The sequence below is a fragment of the Alteromonas confluentis genome, from assembly GCF_001757105.1.
GTDB lineage: Bacteria > Pseudomonadota > Gammaproteobacteria > Enterobacterales > Alteromonadaceae > Alteromonas > Alteromonas confluentis.
Genome location: NZ_MDHN01000024.1, coordinates 43,331 through 60,159 on the forward strand (window position 1 = coordinate 43,331; position 16,829 = coordinate 60,159).

The 16,829-nt window shown below is 47.3% G+C and carries 13 protein-coding genes and 1 tRNA gene; 6 read left to right on the forward strand and 8 right to left on the reverse strand.

Annotated elements, in window-relative coordinates; translation table 11 throughout:
• The first annotated feature begins 50 nt into the window (after window positions 1-50).
• Window positions 51-890: an isopenicillin N synthase family dioxygenase gene (locus BFC18_RS10320; RefSeq protein ID WP_070125477.1), complete on the forward strand. Its 840-nt coding sequence runs from the start codon at window positions 51-53 to the stop codon at window positions 888-890.
• Here BFC18_RS10320 and BFC18_RS10325 read toward each other — a convergent pair.
• Window positions 887-2,215, reverse strand: a complete 1,329-nt coding sequence (locus tag BFC18_RS10325) for a tetratricopeptide repeat protein (RefSeq protein WP_083273013.1) — start codon at window positions 2,213-2,215, stop codon at window positions 887-889. The two genes, BFC18_RS10320 and BFC18_RS10325, sit on opposite strands and share 4 nt — an antisense overlap.
• Window positions 2,216-2,254: 39 nt before the next feature.
• Here BFC18_RS10325 and BFC18_RS10330 point away from each other — a divergent pair, with 39 nt between their 5' ends.
• From BFC18_RS10330 to BFC18_RS10345, 4 genes are all read left to right on the forward strand, one after another.
• On the forward strand, window positions 2,255-3,025 hold the full coding sequence (locus BFC18_RS10330; protein WP_070125478.1) for a ParA family protein: 771 nt from the start codon (window positions 2,255-2,257) through the stop codon (window positions 3,023-3,025).
• A gap of 139 nt (window positions 3,026-3,164) precedes the next feature.
• Complete coding sequence (grxB, locus tag BFC18_RS10335; protein WP_070125479.1) at window positions 3,165-3,821, forward strand: glutaredoxin 2; 657 nt, start codon at window positions 3,165-3,167, stop codon at window positions 3,819-3,821.
• 72 nt (window positions 3,822-3,893) lie between these two features.
• The gene (locus BFC18_RS10340; RefSeq protein WP_245680371.1) at window positions 3,894-4,847 is read left to right on the forward strand and encodes a GGDEF domain-containing response regulator; all 954 of its coding nucleotides are present in this window, start codon (window positions 3,894-3,896) and stop codon (window positions 4,845-4,847) included.
• A gap of 1 nt (window position 4,848) precedes the next feature.
• Window positions 4,849-5,178 (forward strand): Hpt domain-containing protein, encoded by a 330-nt coding sequence (locus BFC18_RS10345; protein ID WP_070125481.1) that lies wholly within the window; start codon window positions 4,849-4,851, stop codon window positions 5,176-5,178.
• A 14-nt stretch (window positions 5,179-5,192) separates the two neighbouring features.
• On the opposite strand, the gene BFC18_RS10350 is transcribed toward BFC18_RS10345, so the two are convergent.
• The 6 genes from BFC18_RS10350 to BFC18_RS10375 all read right to left on the reverse strand — a co-directional run bounded on the left by BFC18_RS10350 (window position 5,193) and on the right by BFC18_RS10375 (window position 12,390).
• Window positions 5,193-7,271: an EAL domain-containing protein gene (locus tag BFC18_RS10350; protein WP_070125482.1), complete on the reverse strand. Its 2,079-nt coding sequence runs from the start codon at window positions 7,269-7,271 to the stop codon at window positions 5,193-5,195.
• A gap of 352 nt (window positions 7,272-7,623) precedes the next feature.
• Window positions 7,624-7,710: transfer RNA gene (locus BFC18_RS10355), tRNA-Leu, on the reverse strand.
• A 90-nt stretch (window positions 7,711-7,800) separates the two neighbouring features.
• The gene (locus BFC18_RS10360; protein WP_070125483.1) at window positions 7,801-8,475 is read right to left on the reverse strand and encodes a 3'-5' exonuclease; all 675 of its coding nucleotides are present in this window, start codon (window positions 8,473-8,475) and stop codon (window positions 7,801-7,803) included.
• Window positions 8,476-8,479: 4 nt separating this feature from the next.
• The gene (locus BFC18_RS10365) at window positions 8,480-10,312 is read right to left on the reverse strand and encodes a DUF294 nucleotidyltransferase-like domain-containing protein (RefSeq protein WP_070125484.1); all 1,833 of its coding nucleotides are present in this window, start codon (window positions 10,310-10,312) and stop codon (window positions 8,480-8,482) included.
• Window positions 10,313-10,394: 82 nt separating this feature from the next.
• Entirely contained in the window at window positions 10,395-12,119 is a 1,725-nt protein-coding gene (locus tag BFC18_RS10370) for a sodium:solute symporter family protein (RefSeq protein WP_070125485.1), read from the reverse strand.
• Between the two features lie 4 nt (window positions 12,120-12,123).
• A complete protein-coding gene (locus BFC18_RS10375) occupies window positions 12,124-12,390 on the reverse strand; it encodes a DUF4212 domain-containing protein (protein WP_070125486.1) in 267 nt (88 codons plus the stop codon).
• 254 nt (window positions 12,391-12,644) lie between these two features.
• On the opposite strand from BFC18_RS10375, the gene BFC18_RS10380 reads away from it, so the two are divergent.
• Window positions 12,645-16,088, forward strand: coding sequence for a PAS domain-containing hybrid sensor histidine kinase/response regulator (locus BFC18_RS10380; protein WP_070125487.1), 3,444 nt, complete (start codon window positions 12,645-12,647; stop codon window positions 16,086-16,088).
• Window positions 16,089-16,120: 32 nt separating this feature from the next.
• Here the strand turns inward: BFC18_RS10380 and BFC18_RS10385 are convergent, their stop codons facing one another.
• Window positions 16,121-16,777, reverse strand: coding sequence for a mechanosensitive ion channel domain-containing protein (locus tag BFC18_RS10385; protein ID WP_425388376.1), 657 nt, complete (start codon window positions 16,775-16,777; stop codon window positions 16,121-16,123).
• Window positions 16,778-16,829 lie beyond the last annotated feature (52 nt).

Sequence of the window (16,829 nt, forward strand, 5' to 3'; positions counted from 1 at the left end):
AAAGGCCGGTATTACCTATAATTCGGCATTCATTTTTTGAGGGTATCGTAATGCAATTAGAAGCTGTTGATTATCAGGCTCCCAATGCCCAGGAAGCGTTTGTGGAATCACTACGCGAAACCGGATTTGGTGTACTGAAAAACCACCCAATCAGCCAGGCAATGGTTACCGGAATTTACCAAAACTGGCAGACATTCTTCGATAGTGAAGACAAGAATAATTATGTTTATAACAAAGGGACGCAGGATGGCTTTTTTCCGCAAAGCGTCTCTGAAGTGGCCAAGGGCTTCACTAAAAAAGACATAAAAGAATATTACCACTTCTACCCGTGGGGTCAGTGCCCAGAAGCGCTGCGTCCACAACTGGCTGAGTACTATGACAAAGCCAACGATCTGGCCCGCGAGTTGTTAGGCTGGATTGAGGATCATTCTCCGGAAGATGTCAGCAAGCTCTACAGTCAGCCACTGTCGAATATGATAAAAGACAGCGATCAAACGCTACTGCGTGTGCTGCACTATCCACCGCTGCAAGGCGATGAAGAGCCTGATGCGATTCGTGCTGCCGCCCATGAAGATATTAACCTTATTACCATTCTGCCGGCAGCGAACGAGCCTGGCCTGCAGGTAAAAGGGAAAGACGGCAATTGGATCGACGTGCCCTGCGACTTCGGTAACCTCATCGTTAACATTGGAGATATGTTGCAGGAGGCTTCTGGTCATTACTTCCCGTCAACCACGCACCGGGTAATTAACCCTGCGGGCACCGATGTGACCAAATCACGGATCTCACTGCCGCTGTTCCTGCATCCACGACCTGATGTTGTGTTGTCAGAACGTCACACGGCGAAATCCTACCTGCATGAGCGCCTGAAAGAACTGGGCGTGATCTAAAGCGCACTTTGCAAACTGGGCAATTTGCTCAAATAACGCTTTTCATCGTGGCGGCCAGGTGCAAACCGGGCTGCCAACTTTATATACGTTGCCGCCTTATCAATTTCACCCAACTCGAAATACGTTTTACCCAAGCCAAAAAGTATTTCATGACGCTGCCGATTTAAACGCATAGCGCGGGAATAATGCTTTAACGCCAATTCCGACTCCCCCAACTCATACGCTTCTTCGCCAAGCATAAAATGATAAAACGGATTGTTATCGCGTTTGGCTTTCAGCGTTGTCATTATTTCTTCAGCATCGCTATTTTTGCCTTGCAGTTCGTAAAGCAGCGCCAGGTTTTCCCACGCCGTAAAATTCTCTTCGTCTAAGGCAATGGCCTGCTGATAACTCGCTTCAGCAGCCCGATAAGCGCCTGCACGTCGATAAAGCACACCGAGATTAGCCCAGGTTCCACCGAACCCCGGATACATTGCAGCCGCCTCAGAAAAATAACGATAAGCCAATGATTCATCACCAACCAGAAGCGCATCTGCTCCCTTGTTGTTATAGAACATCGCAAGAATCTTTTGCTTACTGAACTGAATGCGAGGGAAACGCTGTCGAATCGTTTGTGGATCGAAATCTACATCGACATAATTTTTAGAAGGTACTGTTTTACGGATCCCTGTAGGCACTGTAATGCGTAAATTGACATGACCATTAAGTAAGCTGGTGCCTTCCCTTCGAACCCAATATTCCGGAATTTTGACTTCATATAAAGTGGGATAGAAACCTGCAAACTCGGCCATGGCAAACGCCATAATAGTCAGCGACAGACAATTGGCCTCACGGTTTGCAAAGGTATCTGCAGCAACCGTATTGGCATTGGTGAGATAGCGTATGCCCGCCTGCTCTTCATCAAAAAAGGCCTGTACTAGCCCGCGAATATTCTCCAGTTGTTTTTTATTCGCATTTTGTGAGTTTATAACAAATTGCTGTGCTTCCGGACTGAGTGAAAACACCTCCTCTGCAGTTTCAATTGCATGATTCTGAGCGTACGGGAAATACCCGTCTTTCAAGAGGGCCTGTTGGTCAACGGTAGATAAGCGCCCTGCTGTGCAGCCGCTAATTAAAAGTAAAAGGCCGGTCACGAAAATAGCTTTTAATACTAAGAACATAATTGCTACCTTTATTCTCGAGCACTTAGTAAGTATAACCAGCCAGAAAATAATTAACATATTTATTACAATATGCATAAAAAACTGCTTATAACAGGCCATAACCTGACTTTTTTCATCTGGATCTAACTCGCTACCTTTACAACCACCGCCAAAGCTGTGCATATTTTAAACTTGGAACTCACATTCTCACCGAGGGAAGAGATGAAGCGCGTAGTGTTTAATCAAAAAGGGGGCGTGGGTAAATCCACCATCAGTACGAATTTAGCAGCTGAAAGCGCTCGCAATGGCCTTCGCACATTATTGGTAGACCTGGATGCGCAAGGAAACAGCACCCATTATTGTGGAATAGATATTAACGATGATGGCGTGACAGTGGCCGATATGTTCAAACAGGTTGTTGGCTGGTTTTCTAAACCTCAACCTCCATCGGCATTTGTGCGTCCAACCGCGTTCGATAACTTATACGTTCTGCCGGCACATCCAAGCTTGACAGAGCTAGAGCGGGAACTTGAAACCCGCTATAAAATGTTCAAGTTGAAAGAGACCTTACAGGCACTCGAAGAAGACTTTGACCGGGTTTACATTGATACCCCGCCAAATTTTAATTTTTATTCAAAGGCTGCGTTGATTGCAGCAGACAGTTTCGTTATCCCATTCGACTGTGACGATTTTTCCGTACAAGCGATAGACCGCTTACTCGATAATGTGCTTGAACTCCGCTCTGACCACAACCCGGAGTTGCAGTTAGAAGGCATTATCATCAATCAATTCAACCCACAGGCAAAACTTCCCGCTACCTTGATCGACTTGTTAAAAGAGAAATCCCTGCCTGTGATGGAAAGTAAAATAAATAGCACGGTGAAGGTGAAAGAATCGCACTCAAAACGCGTGCCGCTACCCTTTTATGCACCGTCTCACAAAGTTAGTCAGCAACTCGCTGCACTGTGGAAGGAGCTTGAAGACGTAGATTGAACTACGTATTGGTTCAGGCCGCCGTAGATCCGAGGCGTTAGGCAAACTTTTCAGGCAAACTATCGTAGATAATGTTAGCGCTGCCTTCCTAGCTTTAAATATGCGCACCATTTCAACACAACAATATTCTGGAGATATTATGCCAACCCTACATCAGTATCTACACTGTCCATTCTGTGTTCGCGCCGATATGGCAGCCAATTACTTTGGTATTGAGCATAAGAAAAACTACCTGCTTAATGACGATGCGGAGACATGCGACAAACTTATTGGCGCGAAAATGGTGCCGATCCTAGAATTCGATGACGGTACCGCCATGGGTGAGAGTTTAGATATCGTTGCCAAACTTGAAGCTATGGCACCAGAAGGTAAAAAGTTGCTGCCGAAGGTCGAACCGGAAAAATATACCTGTCATTTCGATAATGTCAGTGGCGAAATCAATGGCTTACTGTTTCCTCGCAATGTTATGATTGAGCAGCCCGAATTTGCCACTGAATCAGCAAAAGATTATTTCCGAACCAAAAAAGAAAAGACGCTCGGCATGTCTTTTGATGAAGCATTCTCAAATTCCACCAGCTACAAAGAGCGTGTTGAAGCTGCACTTGCTGAAATGCCTGTGCCGCCACTCCCTGCGCAGCAAATGAATCAGCTAGGCTGGAACGACATCATGGTATTTCCAATTTTGCGTAACCTGACTATGGTTAAAGACATCAACTTCCCGGATGCACTAGATCAATACGTTCATGCTGTAGCGGATTTAACAAAAATTCAGCTCTACACAGACGTCGCGGTTTAAACGGCGACAGTAGTTAAACACTCAGTTCAGGCAGAGTAGATTCTGCCTTTCATGAGAAGAGGAGGTACGTGTTTGTACAATAAGAAGACTTCCCGAACCCTGCAAGACTGCAATGTTCTCATTGTCGACGACCAGACGGCCAGCAGACTCATCATGACGACGCTGTTGGAGCCGCTGTTTACTTGTCACTCGGTAGATAGTGCGTCGAAGGCTATAGAATTTTGCCGAGAGACACCGCCTGATCTGGTGCTCATGGATGTTTATATGCCCGATATGGATGGCCATGAAGCCTGCATTATACTTAGCAACGATTCCCGCACCGAGGATATTCCGGTAGTATTCGTTACGGCATCAGTATCTGATGAAGAGCAAGAAAAATGCTGGAATGCTGGCGGCGCGGATTTTGTGCAAAAACCGGTTAACGGCACCACGCTGATTAACCGCGTGAAGTTTCACTTAAGCAGCAAGCTCAAAACTGATTTACTTGAACAGCTTATTTATACCGACAGACTTACAGGTTGTTTTAACCGTCACTACCTAGAAGAGCATCTTCCACAAATGGTGAAGGATGCAGAGCGGGAAAATCAGGCACTTTCTGTCGCAATCTTCGATGCGGATCTGTTCAAGCAATTTAATGATCATTATGGGCATATCAAAGGTGACTCCTGCTTGTGGAAAATTGCTAAATCGCTACAAGAATCCCTATTACGGCCTCGTGATAAACTCATTCGCGTAGGCGGTGAAGAATTCCTCATCCTTCTTCCTCACACCAGCGAACATGGTGCGCGTACGGTATGCGAGCGCATACTGCAAACCATTTCACACCAGTATATTGAACACTCTGCATCACCCACCGGTTACCTTACTGTCAGCGCTGGCGCAGCCACCTACCACCCCAACACCGATACCAGTATTGATAAAGCGCTCATGGACGCCGACAAGTGCCTGTATCACGCTAAAGCAAATGGGCGAAATTCTTATGCTTTCATTGATGAACATGGCGACATGCTAGTAGGCGCAGGATAGGATGACAGAATTAGCGGTTCTCGATGCAGAGCAAGCGTTATATCGATTAGGGAATCATCACGTATTGTATTCACGTTTGCTGGCGTTGTTTGAACAACAAGCCGGAGACCTGCTGGCACAGCTTGAGAATAATCAGCCTATTACTGTGTTAAGCGCCCACACGCTGAAGGGCTCAGCAGCAGAGATTGGTGCTGAGAATTTACGTAACGTCATGCAACACACTGAACAAGACTTAAAGGCGAACAAGACTTTAAGTTCGCAGCAGCTTGCGCAAATTAAAGAGGCGATCTCTTTGACTCAGCAAGCTGTTATTACCTATCAACACAGATAAATGCTTAGTGTACATTAAGCTCTGAGTTTGACCTGTGTATCTAAGCGGCGCGAATTTTTCACTTCGCTGCAAATCTCCACCAGCTTTTCAAATGAATCCGGCTTGGCGATGAGATAGCCCTGGAAATACCGGCAACCCAGTCCTGCCAATTTGTTCAGTTGTGCTTCGGTTTCAATGCCTTCTGCAACAACGTGGTATTGGCAGATCCCCGCAATAGAGACAATTGCATCAACGATAACAGCACTCTTTTCATTGTCTAACGTCCACACAAAACTGCGGTCAATCTTAATTTCATCAATGGGCATGTTTAACAAGTGCTGAAGCGACGCATGACCAGTGCCAAAGTCATCTAAAGACAGTTGTACACCCAGATCGCGAATTGCCTGAATAGACTCAAAACAAATACCATGTACATCAAGAAAGAAGGTTTCCGTTACTTCCAAACACAGTTGTGACGGAGTGATATGGTATCGTGTAATGAGGCTTCTCAACTCTTCAGCGAATTCAATATCCATGAGCTCCCGGGACGAAATATTCACTGCCATGACAAAGTCTTTTTGATTCAACTTCTGCAAGGCTTTTATGGCTTCCTCCAGCACCCACAGGTCGATCTCTCTTATCAAACCAGCCTGTTCAGCCACCCGCACATACACTTCCGGGGAGAAACTTTTAAGGGGCAAATGGGAAGTACGCAGTAGTGCCTCAGCTCCACAAATACGCTGTTCTGCCGCGTCATAAATAGGCATAAATGCTAAGTGAAACGCTTTTTGCTTAAGGGCGATTCTGAGTTCTTGTTCGACAAACCGTGCCTGACGCCATGCCTTTCGTAACTCTGGATGATAAAGCTTGTAACTAGCTTCACCTTCATTAATAGCATCGATGGCAATGGTGCTTTGGGCAAGCAATGCCTCCATGGTCATGCCCTTCTCTCCTTTGGCAATACCCATTTTCAGATCCAGTCGCAGGTGTCCTAGTGACTCCATTTTGATGCCTTTTTTGGATGCTGAAATGAGCTTGCCAAACAACGATTCATCGCAGGCACCACCAATCAGCAAAATGTTTTCGTCCTGCGGCTTCACCATTAAGAGTCGTGCCCCTTGCTCCGAGGTGAAGGGTTGAAACGTTTGCTGAATAAGACTGAAGACGGTTTGTCGGGAAAACTCTTTTTGTAATGAGAAGAAGTTTTTTACCCGAATATTAATCACGGTTACTGGTGAGGTCAGTTTTCCAGGATATAAGCGACGCAGTCCACTCATATTCATCATGCCCGTTTCAGGGTCGGTATCGCTCTGTACACTGAGCTGATGCACCTCCGCGCGTTTCATTAACAGATAATGGGCGAGAAAAATCAGCATGGCTGTAGGCCAGACTAACGCCAGAATGAGGTTCACTGAACCGGGGGAAACTAAGTGCTGATTGAACATCAACCGATCTATGGTGACTTCATACCGGCCTGGTTGCAATTCAGCCGAACTTTCCAGATATAAAGACAATCCAGTTACGCTCGATAGGTCAGATGCCTCCAGCGCGGTGGATATATCAAACTGTTCGTTCCACCAGCTATCTGGCACAACACGTTCCCGAGGCAATAACTGCGGTGTGTTGGGCATAAAGTGCGCCGACTCATAACGGATGGAACGCAAACCATTAAGCTGCCCCAATGAACTATGGCGAGCAAGATGAAAAGTGAGGGTAACCGGAATATCTACTAGCACACCGTCTCGACTCGCAGACACACTAGCATCAATGGTTTCAAGATTAGCAAAAGAAGGAAGCGCATCGATGGAAGCCGAACTGGCGGCTTTTACAAAATCAAATTCCAATCCGCATTTCTCATTAGGCAGAACACTTTGAATGGCACAACTCAGTATGATGCTGCCATTTTGATCCACTTCAAATTGGCTTTCCGCACGATAGCCGGTCACATCAATACTTTCCTCTTCAGTCAGCATATTAAATTCGCTGTTGTTAAGTGAGGAGTAGTTAAAGACGATCAGCAAAAGGCTAATTAGCGCCAACGCTAAGAATGCATAGCGATAGAAAAGTAGCGAGGTTGCTTTAAATTGTAGAAAGGGCGACGTACTGAAAACCATTTCTTTTAGAATTTCTCGGTAGTATTTAAAAAAACCAATGCAAATTGGTAAGGATCTATGATTCTACTGAGGTAATTTTTTTATAAAGTATGATTTTCAATAAGTTGTTATTTGCGATTAGACGAGGGATTAGCCTTAAGTCTAATTTAAAAGGAGATTTATTAATGGCAATAGTCAGTTACAGAAACCTGTACTTTTGCGCCCTATAGACACAAATGCCAAAAAATTTAGTGAATTAGACAGTTAACTTTGAATATAACGAAAAAGATCAGTGAAACCAATGCCCTAAATGGATTGATTTATAATCAGAAGATAAGTTTTTTTGAAGTACTTGCGGACGCAATAAGAAGAATGGTGCCCAGGGGCGGACTTGAACCGCCACGCCCGTTAGAGCACTAGCACCTGAAGCTAGCGTGTCTACCAATTTCACCACCTGGGCATTACTTACGGCACTTGGTTTGTTTTCAAACCCCGTCTCGTTGTGGGTGCGCAATTTACGGATATTCGATGCACTTGTCAATCAACAAATTCAACTTTTTTCCATTTTTTTGCAAGAAACTGCCTGAGTGTGCATTAAGTCGCCAATAGCGATATTTTTTGCGCGATTCAGCGCCTGATTTTGCGCAAACCAGAGTTGCATGGTTGCCATGGCGTCGTCTAACGCATTATGAGCGGGCGCAGCAGGAAGGCCCATGCGCTGACGACAAACAGATAAATTCGCACTGTTTGATGGCAGTACGTCATAGTGCTTTTTCAATTGGTACACAGCTACCTTTAAAGTATCGAGCACCACAATATCTGGGCACACGATGCCCGTGTCATTAAATACCCGTTTTAATATTCCAAGATCCAATGCCGCATTATGACAAAGCCATAAATGCGTCTCGGCAAATGGCACCAGTTCAGCCAGCACGTCGCGAATATGCATGCCCTCGGTGAGCGCTTCCTCGGTGAGCCCATGGATAACCGGGCTCTGCGCCAAATCACCCGACGTTCTAATCACGTGATAGCCGCAGCGTTCGATATTGATACTGTTGTCGCCCCCCTCTACCCAGCCAATAGAGGTTACCTTCGCCTCTGCAATGTCTAAAGACGTGAGTTCCAAATCTACTGCCAATAGAGGTGTATCGCGAATAAGCTTTTCTGCCCAGCCTTCAGGAAGCGCGGGGGTGCCATTCAGCCAACTTTTTAACTTTGCGAACATAAACCTAGCTCATACCACCTGAAAAATTCATTACCGCGCCTTGCTGCGCTCTGTCGATAGCTTTGAAAGCAGCTTTTAACTGATGTCGTTCAATAGAAGATAATTCTGATACCGATACCCTGTTGTCTGTTACGTTGTTGGTAAGCTGATGACGCCAGCGCAGGCGATTGAGGAACAACCAAATGTCCCGCAGATTCTGCGCGTCTTTGGTGGAGAGCCCTGAACCTGAAGGCAATGCAGCCAGTCGAGCCAACGTTGACGGCATGGCTAAACCATTTGCCAGGGCATAAATCCGCGCCAGGTTATTGATGATAGCGATCGCTTTTACCTTTAGGTCAATCACATCTTTCTGTTCATACCCTTTTTCATACACAAACTTCTGGAACACAGAAAGGGGAATGCCTATATCATTATTGTGGCGCGCCAATGCGGCCAGAAACATTTTCTGTTTCAGCAATGGCCCGCGAGCGAGTTGCATGCGCCGGAACAGATCAAGATCTCCGGCTGCACAGCGGGCATCCAGGAAAATATTAAAATGCATGATCGCCATGGGCGTAGGTTGCCTCACCCATTCCCTGGCCTCAGCCTGGGCCTCTTCGATGGATAAACGCAGTTCTGGGTTTGAGGCCATAATATTGCCGTCGCACAATTTAATTCCGCACTTCGCCAAACCATTACATACATACTCGGCCATCTCAGCAAAATAGCGGGCTTCTGACTCGTTGGGTGTTCTCTCCATGAGTAAGCCGTTATCCTGATCGGAACCCATGGTCTGGTCTTCCCTTGCCTGCGACCCATACACCACCCAGCTATATTTCATCGGCTCGGCCCCCTGCTCCCGCTGAAAAAAATGGATGAGTTTGCGGGTCATGATATCCGTGGCCTGCGACAGCACTTTTCCGGCAATATCAAAATCGCCCGGGCGTTTGGCATGAGAAGCAAAATAATGCGGCATTTGCCAGGAAAGGCGGGTGAGCTCGTAAAGGTTATCTGCTTTAGCGAGCTCACCGATAATGTAAAGTACATTGCCCCGTTGGTGTCTTACCACGTCAGACGCCGTAATCATGCCCATGGGTTGACGACTGTGACGGTCTATAACAGGCAGGTGATGAATGTTACGCTCGCTCATCATAGACATAGCATCAAACATAGTCCGGTACTGATGAATCATAGCCGGGCCTTCGGTCATAATTGCCGATACAGGCAGCGACAATTCTGTCCCTTTCGCTACCACACGGTTTCTGAGATCCCGGTCGGTCACTATTCCCACCAGCTTATCTTCGCGGGTGATCAACAGCGACGACACTTTATTCTCTGACATAATTTGTGCGGCCTGCTGTATGGTGACGTCTTCCGAGGCCTGCACCGGCGCATGGTCAATCACTTCGTGAACCGGCTTGTACAGCCACATAGAGTTGGAATCTACCACGGCCTGGTTCTGCAATGCGTCAGTGCGGGAGCCATGAAAGAAGTCAGCAATTGCAGGATAACTGCATGCTTGCTCAAAGGCGTTAGCGGTAAAACAGTAAACCAAGCCGGGTTTGTCTACGGTGACTTCAAGCTGATAATCCACTTTATCGAGCAAGGCGTGATAACCAAAGTAATCGCCTTCACTAAGATGCCTTTCACTCTGCCCTGAGTCTTTCACCGAGAACTGTCCGTTCTGAATAAGGAAAAGCCGTCCTGCGTTTTCCTTCAGTAACGATGATTTATTGTCATCAGTAAGATAAATCAGGTTCGCCTGTTTAGCTAAAGCAGTCATTTCGTCGTCGTTCAGTTGATCGAACGGCGCTGAAGTTTTCAGAAAATCAATTACCTGCTGGGGTACGACACTCATTGAAAATCCCTCCCAATAAAAAAGAGCCCACCTTCACAGGTGAGCTCTATTCACTGTCGTTATTTAACGCGTATTGTCAAACTTAGTGACCTGAGGCTTCACCCGCACCTTTAGGGAAACGGATACTTTCAACCATATCCTGAATTTCCTGAGGTGCTTCACCTGTCATCTTGAATACAACGAAGGCGACCACAAAGTTAACCATCATACCCATTGTGCCAATACCTTCAGGCGAGATACCGAACCACCAGTTATCAGGCGTATTCGCAGCAGGGTTCACAAACTTGAAGTAAATGATGTAGGCCGCGGTGAAAGCAATACCTGCAATCATACCGGAAATCGCACCTTTACCATTCATACGCTTGCTGAAGATACCCATGATAATCGCAGGGAAGAAACTCGATGCCGCCAGACCGAAGGCAAAGGCCACCACCTGCGCCACAAACCCGGGCGGATTAATACCAAAGTAACCAGCAATAACGATGGCAACACCTGCAGCCAGTCGGGCATAGAACAGTTCGGCTTTATCAGTAATGTTCGGTGCAAAGTTACGTTTCAGCAAGTCGTGTGAAACCGAGGTTGAGATAACCAGCAGCAGACCCGCCGATGTTGACAGTGCCGCAGCCACACCACCGGCAGCCACCAGTGCGATTACCCAAGCAGGCAGATTCGCAATTTCAGGGTTCGCCAGTACCATAATGTCGCGATCGACATCCACTTCGTTAGCGCTGGCAGGATCAGACGCTTTACCCGCGCTGTAGTACATCTTGCCATCGTTGTTCTTATCGTTAATGGTGATAAGGCCGGTTTTCTCCCAGTTGCGGATCCATTCTGGACGCTCAGAGATCTCAGTACCCGCCATGTCTGGGCCGTTAATGGTTTCAATCATGTTTACACGACCGAACGAAGCCAAAGCAGGTGCAGTAGTGTACAGAATAGCGATGAACAGCAGCGCCCAACCTGCAGACTTACGAGCGTCACGTACTTTAGGTACGGTGAAGAAACGTACGATTACGTGAGGCAGACCCGCTGTACCTACCATTAGTGCAAAGGTGATGAAGAATACGTCAATCGTGCTCTTACTGCCGTTGGTGTATTCCGTAAAGCCGAGATCCACCGAGAGTTGGTCGAGTTTGTCGAGCATATATATCCCCGACCCGTCAGCCAGCGTCGCACCGAATGCAGTTTGTGGCAGAATGTGGCCAGTAACCATCATGGAAATGAAAACGCAGGGAACCAGATAAGCAAAAATCAGTACACAGTACTGGGCAACCTGGGTATAAGTGATGCCTTTCATACCACCCAAAACGGTGTAGAAAAACACAATCGCCATACCGATAACAACACCGGTCACGATGTCTACTTCGAGGAAGCGGCTAAATACCACACCTACACCACGCATCTGGCCTGCTACATAGGTGAAGCAAACGAAGATGGCACAGAATACCGCCACGGTACGGGCAGTCTGTGAATAGTAGCGGTCACCAATGAAATCCGGTACAGTGAACTTACCGAATTTACGCAGGTAAGGTGCCAGACAGAGCGCCAGCAGTACGTATCCACCGGTCCAACCCATGAGGTAAACGGCCCCGTCGTAACCCATAAAGGAAATCAGACCGGCCATAGAGATAAACGATGCGGCAGACATCCAGTCGGCGGCCGTTGCCATACCGTTCATAACGGGAGGTACGCCACCACCTGCAACGTAGAAATCGGTAGTCGAGCCAGCACGGGCCCAGATAGCAATTGCAATGTAGAGCGCAAAGGATGCACCTACGATGATAAAGGTCAGTAATTGAACATCCATGGGCCTACTCCTCGTCTACGCCGTATTTTTTGTCGAGCGCGTTCATCTTTGCCATGTACACAAATATGAGAACCACGAACACGTAAATGGAACCCTGTTGCGCAAACCAGAAGCCCAGCTTAAATCCAAAAAATCGGATTTCGTTAAGTGCATCGACGAACAATATGCCTGCGCCGAAAGATACTACGAACCAAACTACCAACAATTTGGCTAGGAGGGAGAGGTTCTCCTTCCAATATGCCGCTTTGTCGTCATCATTTTTAAATGCCATCTTTCCGTCCTCACTGTCAGGTTAAGTGGATGTTTTATTTTTACATTTATCTAACGACCAGGTTTTTGTGTGATCTCAGTAACGTTTTTATTGTTTACTTTTTCAGGAAACCACGCAAAAACCCTGTCGCACCTTGGTTTTTACATACTCTAGTCTCGGCTAGGCAATCAAGGAATGAGACCATGGTCGTAGGTAGCAGGATTGGAAGGTGAGTATAATACATACAGATATGTTAAAGGGATGTATATAAACCAATGACGTTCGCTTGGGTTTCACTCGCATTAGTCTATTTATTTTTTCTGTTTTACATTGCCAGCTGGGGAGATAAAAACTCCCCCACCGCGAGATGGCTTACCTCTCATCCGGCAATCTATTCTCTGGCACTGGCAATTTATTGTACTGCCTGGACTTTCTTCGGTGCGGTAGGATCTGCCAGCCGTGATACCTGGATTTACCTCCCTATTCTTTTAGGGCCAGTATTGGTTTACGTGCTGGGATACAAATTTATTTATAAGATGACGCTGGTCAGTAAGAAGCAACACATCAATACCATTGCTGACTTCATTGCTTCGCGCTACGGGAAACGTCAGGGAGTGGCACTGCTGGTAACGCTCATTGCGCTGTTGGCCACCGTGCCCTATATCGCGTTACAACTAAAGGCCATTGGTTCCACATTCCAGCTACTGACACAACAGCCTAACAGCCACTTCATTATTATCGTGGCCACCTTATTTATTGCTATCTTCGCGATTTATTTCGGCACCAAACAAACCGATGTTACGGAGTACCGCCGGGGGCTAATGCTGGCCATTTCTTTCGAATCCAGCATTAAACTCACCGCGTTGGTACTGGTTGCCATTGTGGGTTATAGCGCATGGCAAGCCACCGACAACCCTGACCAATTTAATACATTTTTCAGCGACGAAGCGTTGTCTCAGTTTGGCTCCTATTCGTTTATATCCCAAACCATCATGGCCGCCGCAGCGGTAGTTTGCCTGCCAAGACAATTTCACGTAGCCATTATAGATAACCTGAGCTTAGGGCATTTAAAAACAGCACGCTGGCTGTTTCCACTGTATCTGGGGATCACTGCCGCGGTCATTCCCGTCATCGCCATTGCTGGTAATGCCATATTTGCAGGCCAGAATGTAGAGCCAGATACTTATGTACTGAGCATGGCGATTTACTCAGAATCTGCGCTGTTGCAGATCATCGTATTTATTGGTGGATTATCCGCAGCTACCGCAATGATCATTGTTGCCACGCTAACACTCAGTACTATGCTGACCAACGACGTGATTCTGCCCCGTGTGCTGTTAACCAAACACAGTAATCCCGGCAATAAAGATTATGGCCGACGTATTCGGCTTATTCGGCGTATCGTTATTGGCCTTATTCTGTTACTTGCCTTTCTCTACCACCAGCAAATGACCAACAGCCGCTCGCTCCACTCGATTGGCCTTATCGCCTTTTCATTAGTCATTCAGCTTATTCCCGCCATTGTCGGTGGTCTTTACTGGAAGCGGGCACACGCCCACGGCGTATACGCAGGCCTGATTGCAGGTTTGGTTACCTGGATGTTATGGCTGTTGCTGCCACTGATAAATGACGGTGCAACCACGCTGGAGCAGAATGAACAACTGAGTCAGGGAGCGCTCATAAGCCTGGCAATGAATTTTGTGGCCTACTACGGCTTTTCGTTATTTGCGCCAGCAAGACTTATTGACCGCATTCAGGCGGAGGCTTTTGTTTCACCCACCGATGTCCGCAGTGTTTCTACCCGCAAACACAGCACCGACGTTATTGTGTCTGACCTCATTACCCTGCTGTCGACATTTATGGGCAGTGGTCGCTGCGAACAATTGCTAGAGGAATATCAGCACCTCAACGACTGTAAAATTAACCGCGATGAAACGCCGGATGAGTCTTTCCTGGCCTTTGCCGAACGCGCTCTGGGCGGTGTAATTGGTGCCGCCAGTGCCAAAGCCCTGATTGATTCAATCCTCAAAGGTAAAAAGCTCGACTTCACCGAGATCATTAATTTCTTCGATGATACGACCCAGGCCATGCAGTTCAACATGACCGCCCTGCTCACTTCCCTGGAGAACATGGATCAAGGGATCAGCGTTATCGACAAGCACCTCAATTTGGTGGCATGGAACAAACGTTACACCATGCTGTACAACTACCCTGAAGAGTTGCTCGCTGTGGGTACACCGATAGAAAAATTGGTGCGATACAACGCGGAGCGGGGAGAATTTGGCCTCGGCGATGTTGAAGCAAAAATTGAAAAGCGTCTGGAACATCTTCGTTCCGGCACGCCACACCGATTCACCCGCCAGCGTGTGGATGGTCGGGTAATTGAAATGGTAGGAAATCCGTTACCAGGCGGTGGCTTCGTAACCAGCTTTAACGACATCACTGGCCATATTGAAATCCAGCAGGCGCTGGAAGAATCCAACATAAACCTGGAAGCACGTATTAAAAAGCGGACAGAAGAAGTGCATTCCATTAATGCGGAATTAAGACTGGAAATTGAACGGCGCTCCGAAGCTGAAAAAGAGCTTATTCGGGCGCGAAAGGCCGCAGAAGATGCCAACGCCAGTAAAACCCGCTTTCTTGCGCTTGCCAGTCATGATGTTCTGCAGCCGTTGAATGCTGCCAAACTTTACGTGACCGCGCTAAACGAGGCCGACGTGTCAGACTCGGTTAAAGAAATCGTGACTAAGCTCAATCACTCGGTAACCTCCAGTGAGGCGCTGATTGGTACCTTGCTTGATATTGCGCGACTGGATCAGGGCGAACTCAAGCCGTCTACCGAAGCCATTCATCTTAGTGCGCTACTTTCGCCGCTGTTGGACGAAATGCGAATGAGTGCAAAAGAGAAAGGTCTGGAACTGCGGGCCCGGGTGCGCGATTGCTGGGTGTTGGGAGACAGAACCTTCGTTTATCGTATTGTGCAGAATTTACTCTCTAATGCGGTGAAATACACCGCCAAGGGGAAAGTGCTGTTTACCGTACGCCCACGGGGTGATCGGGTTTTAATTGAAATCAGAGATACGGGCATAGGTATTTCGGAAGAGCAGCAGGGCATGATTTTCAGCGATTTTTATCGTACCCATGACTCTACTGAACACGGCGTAGGTTTAGGGCTTGGCGTAGTTCGTCGCCTTAGCCAACAAATGCAAAGCAAAATCCAGGTTAGCTCCAAAGCAGGCAGAGGCAGTTGCTTCACACTGGTGATGGGCAAAGCCGCACCACGCCGACACAGCGACCCAACAAAGCTCTCGCGCGCTCAGTCTTTCCGGGGGTTACGTGTACTGTGTGTGGATGACAAACAAGAAAACCTGGATGCTTTGCAAACCCTGCTTGAAAAATGGGGCGTCACTGTTGTTCTTGCCAATAACTGGGACGATGCCATTCGCCAGGCTGATATCTTCTCGCCACAAATTCTATTAATGGATTATCAACTTGGCCCTGATCAGAATGGTTTAGATTTGATAGAGGCGATCAGGCAGCATCTCGACATTGTGGTACCGGCTTCTCTGGTTACCGCAAATCACGAAGAAGACTTGATAGCACAGTGCCGTGAACAAGGCGTAAATTACCTGACCAAACCGCTTAAGCCTGCCAAGCTCAGGGCCTTGTTACAGAGTCTTTCCCGGAATATTAAAGACAGCAGAGTAAAGCCGCGGTAGCTGAGCTACCGAGGCTCTGGCTCGAACCTCGGCTAAAGCTTAGGCTCAGTGGTTTTTTCGGCGCTTGCAGCAACAGGCTGTGAGCTTGCCGCGGTTACTTTGCCCAGCGTGCCCCAACGTCCTTTAGGGTTCACCAATACCGGTCTCGTGAGGATGAGGTTATTGGGATACAGCACCGTTTCTCGGTCTTGTGTCACCAGGCGAGTACTGAATAAATTTATGTCGGCAATAAAGCCTTCAATAAAATTGTCGCCATCGAGAATGCGCACATAATTACCCCGACGGTAGGTAACGTTAGTCAGCAATATGAAATATGCGGTGATGTTACTGATCAACGACCAGTTTGCGAACAAGGCTACCCCTAGCAGCGTAAGGATAGACGTCGACAACACCAACAGGCCAGAGATATCCACACCCCAGGCGATGAGAATAAGCGCTAAAGTTACCGTGGCGCTGAGAATACGGGCGGTGAAAAGCCCCTTCACTGCACTCGAAGATTTAAGCTTGCTCTTCTCGACATTTTTCTCAAGCCGTGGAATGGCGAAACGCGTCATCAACAGATAAAGAAGCAGCATTACCACAGTCCAAATTACATTGGTCTGGTAGGTAATAAACCAGGCAGAAATTTGTTCCAGCCACATCATGGTAAGTTCCTGAACAGCAGAAGATTTGTCATTTGTTGAAGGCATAGTTCCTGCTCGTGGAGGTCATGCATCGTTGATTACGGAGAAATTGATCCAG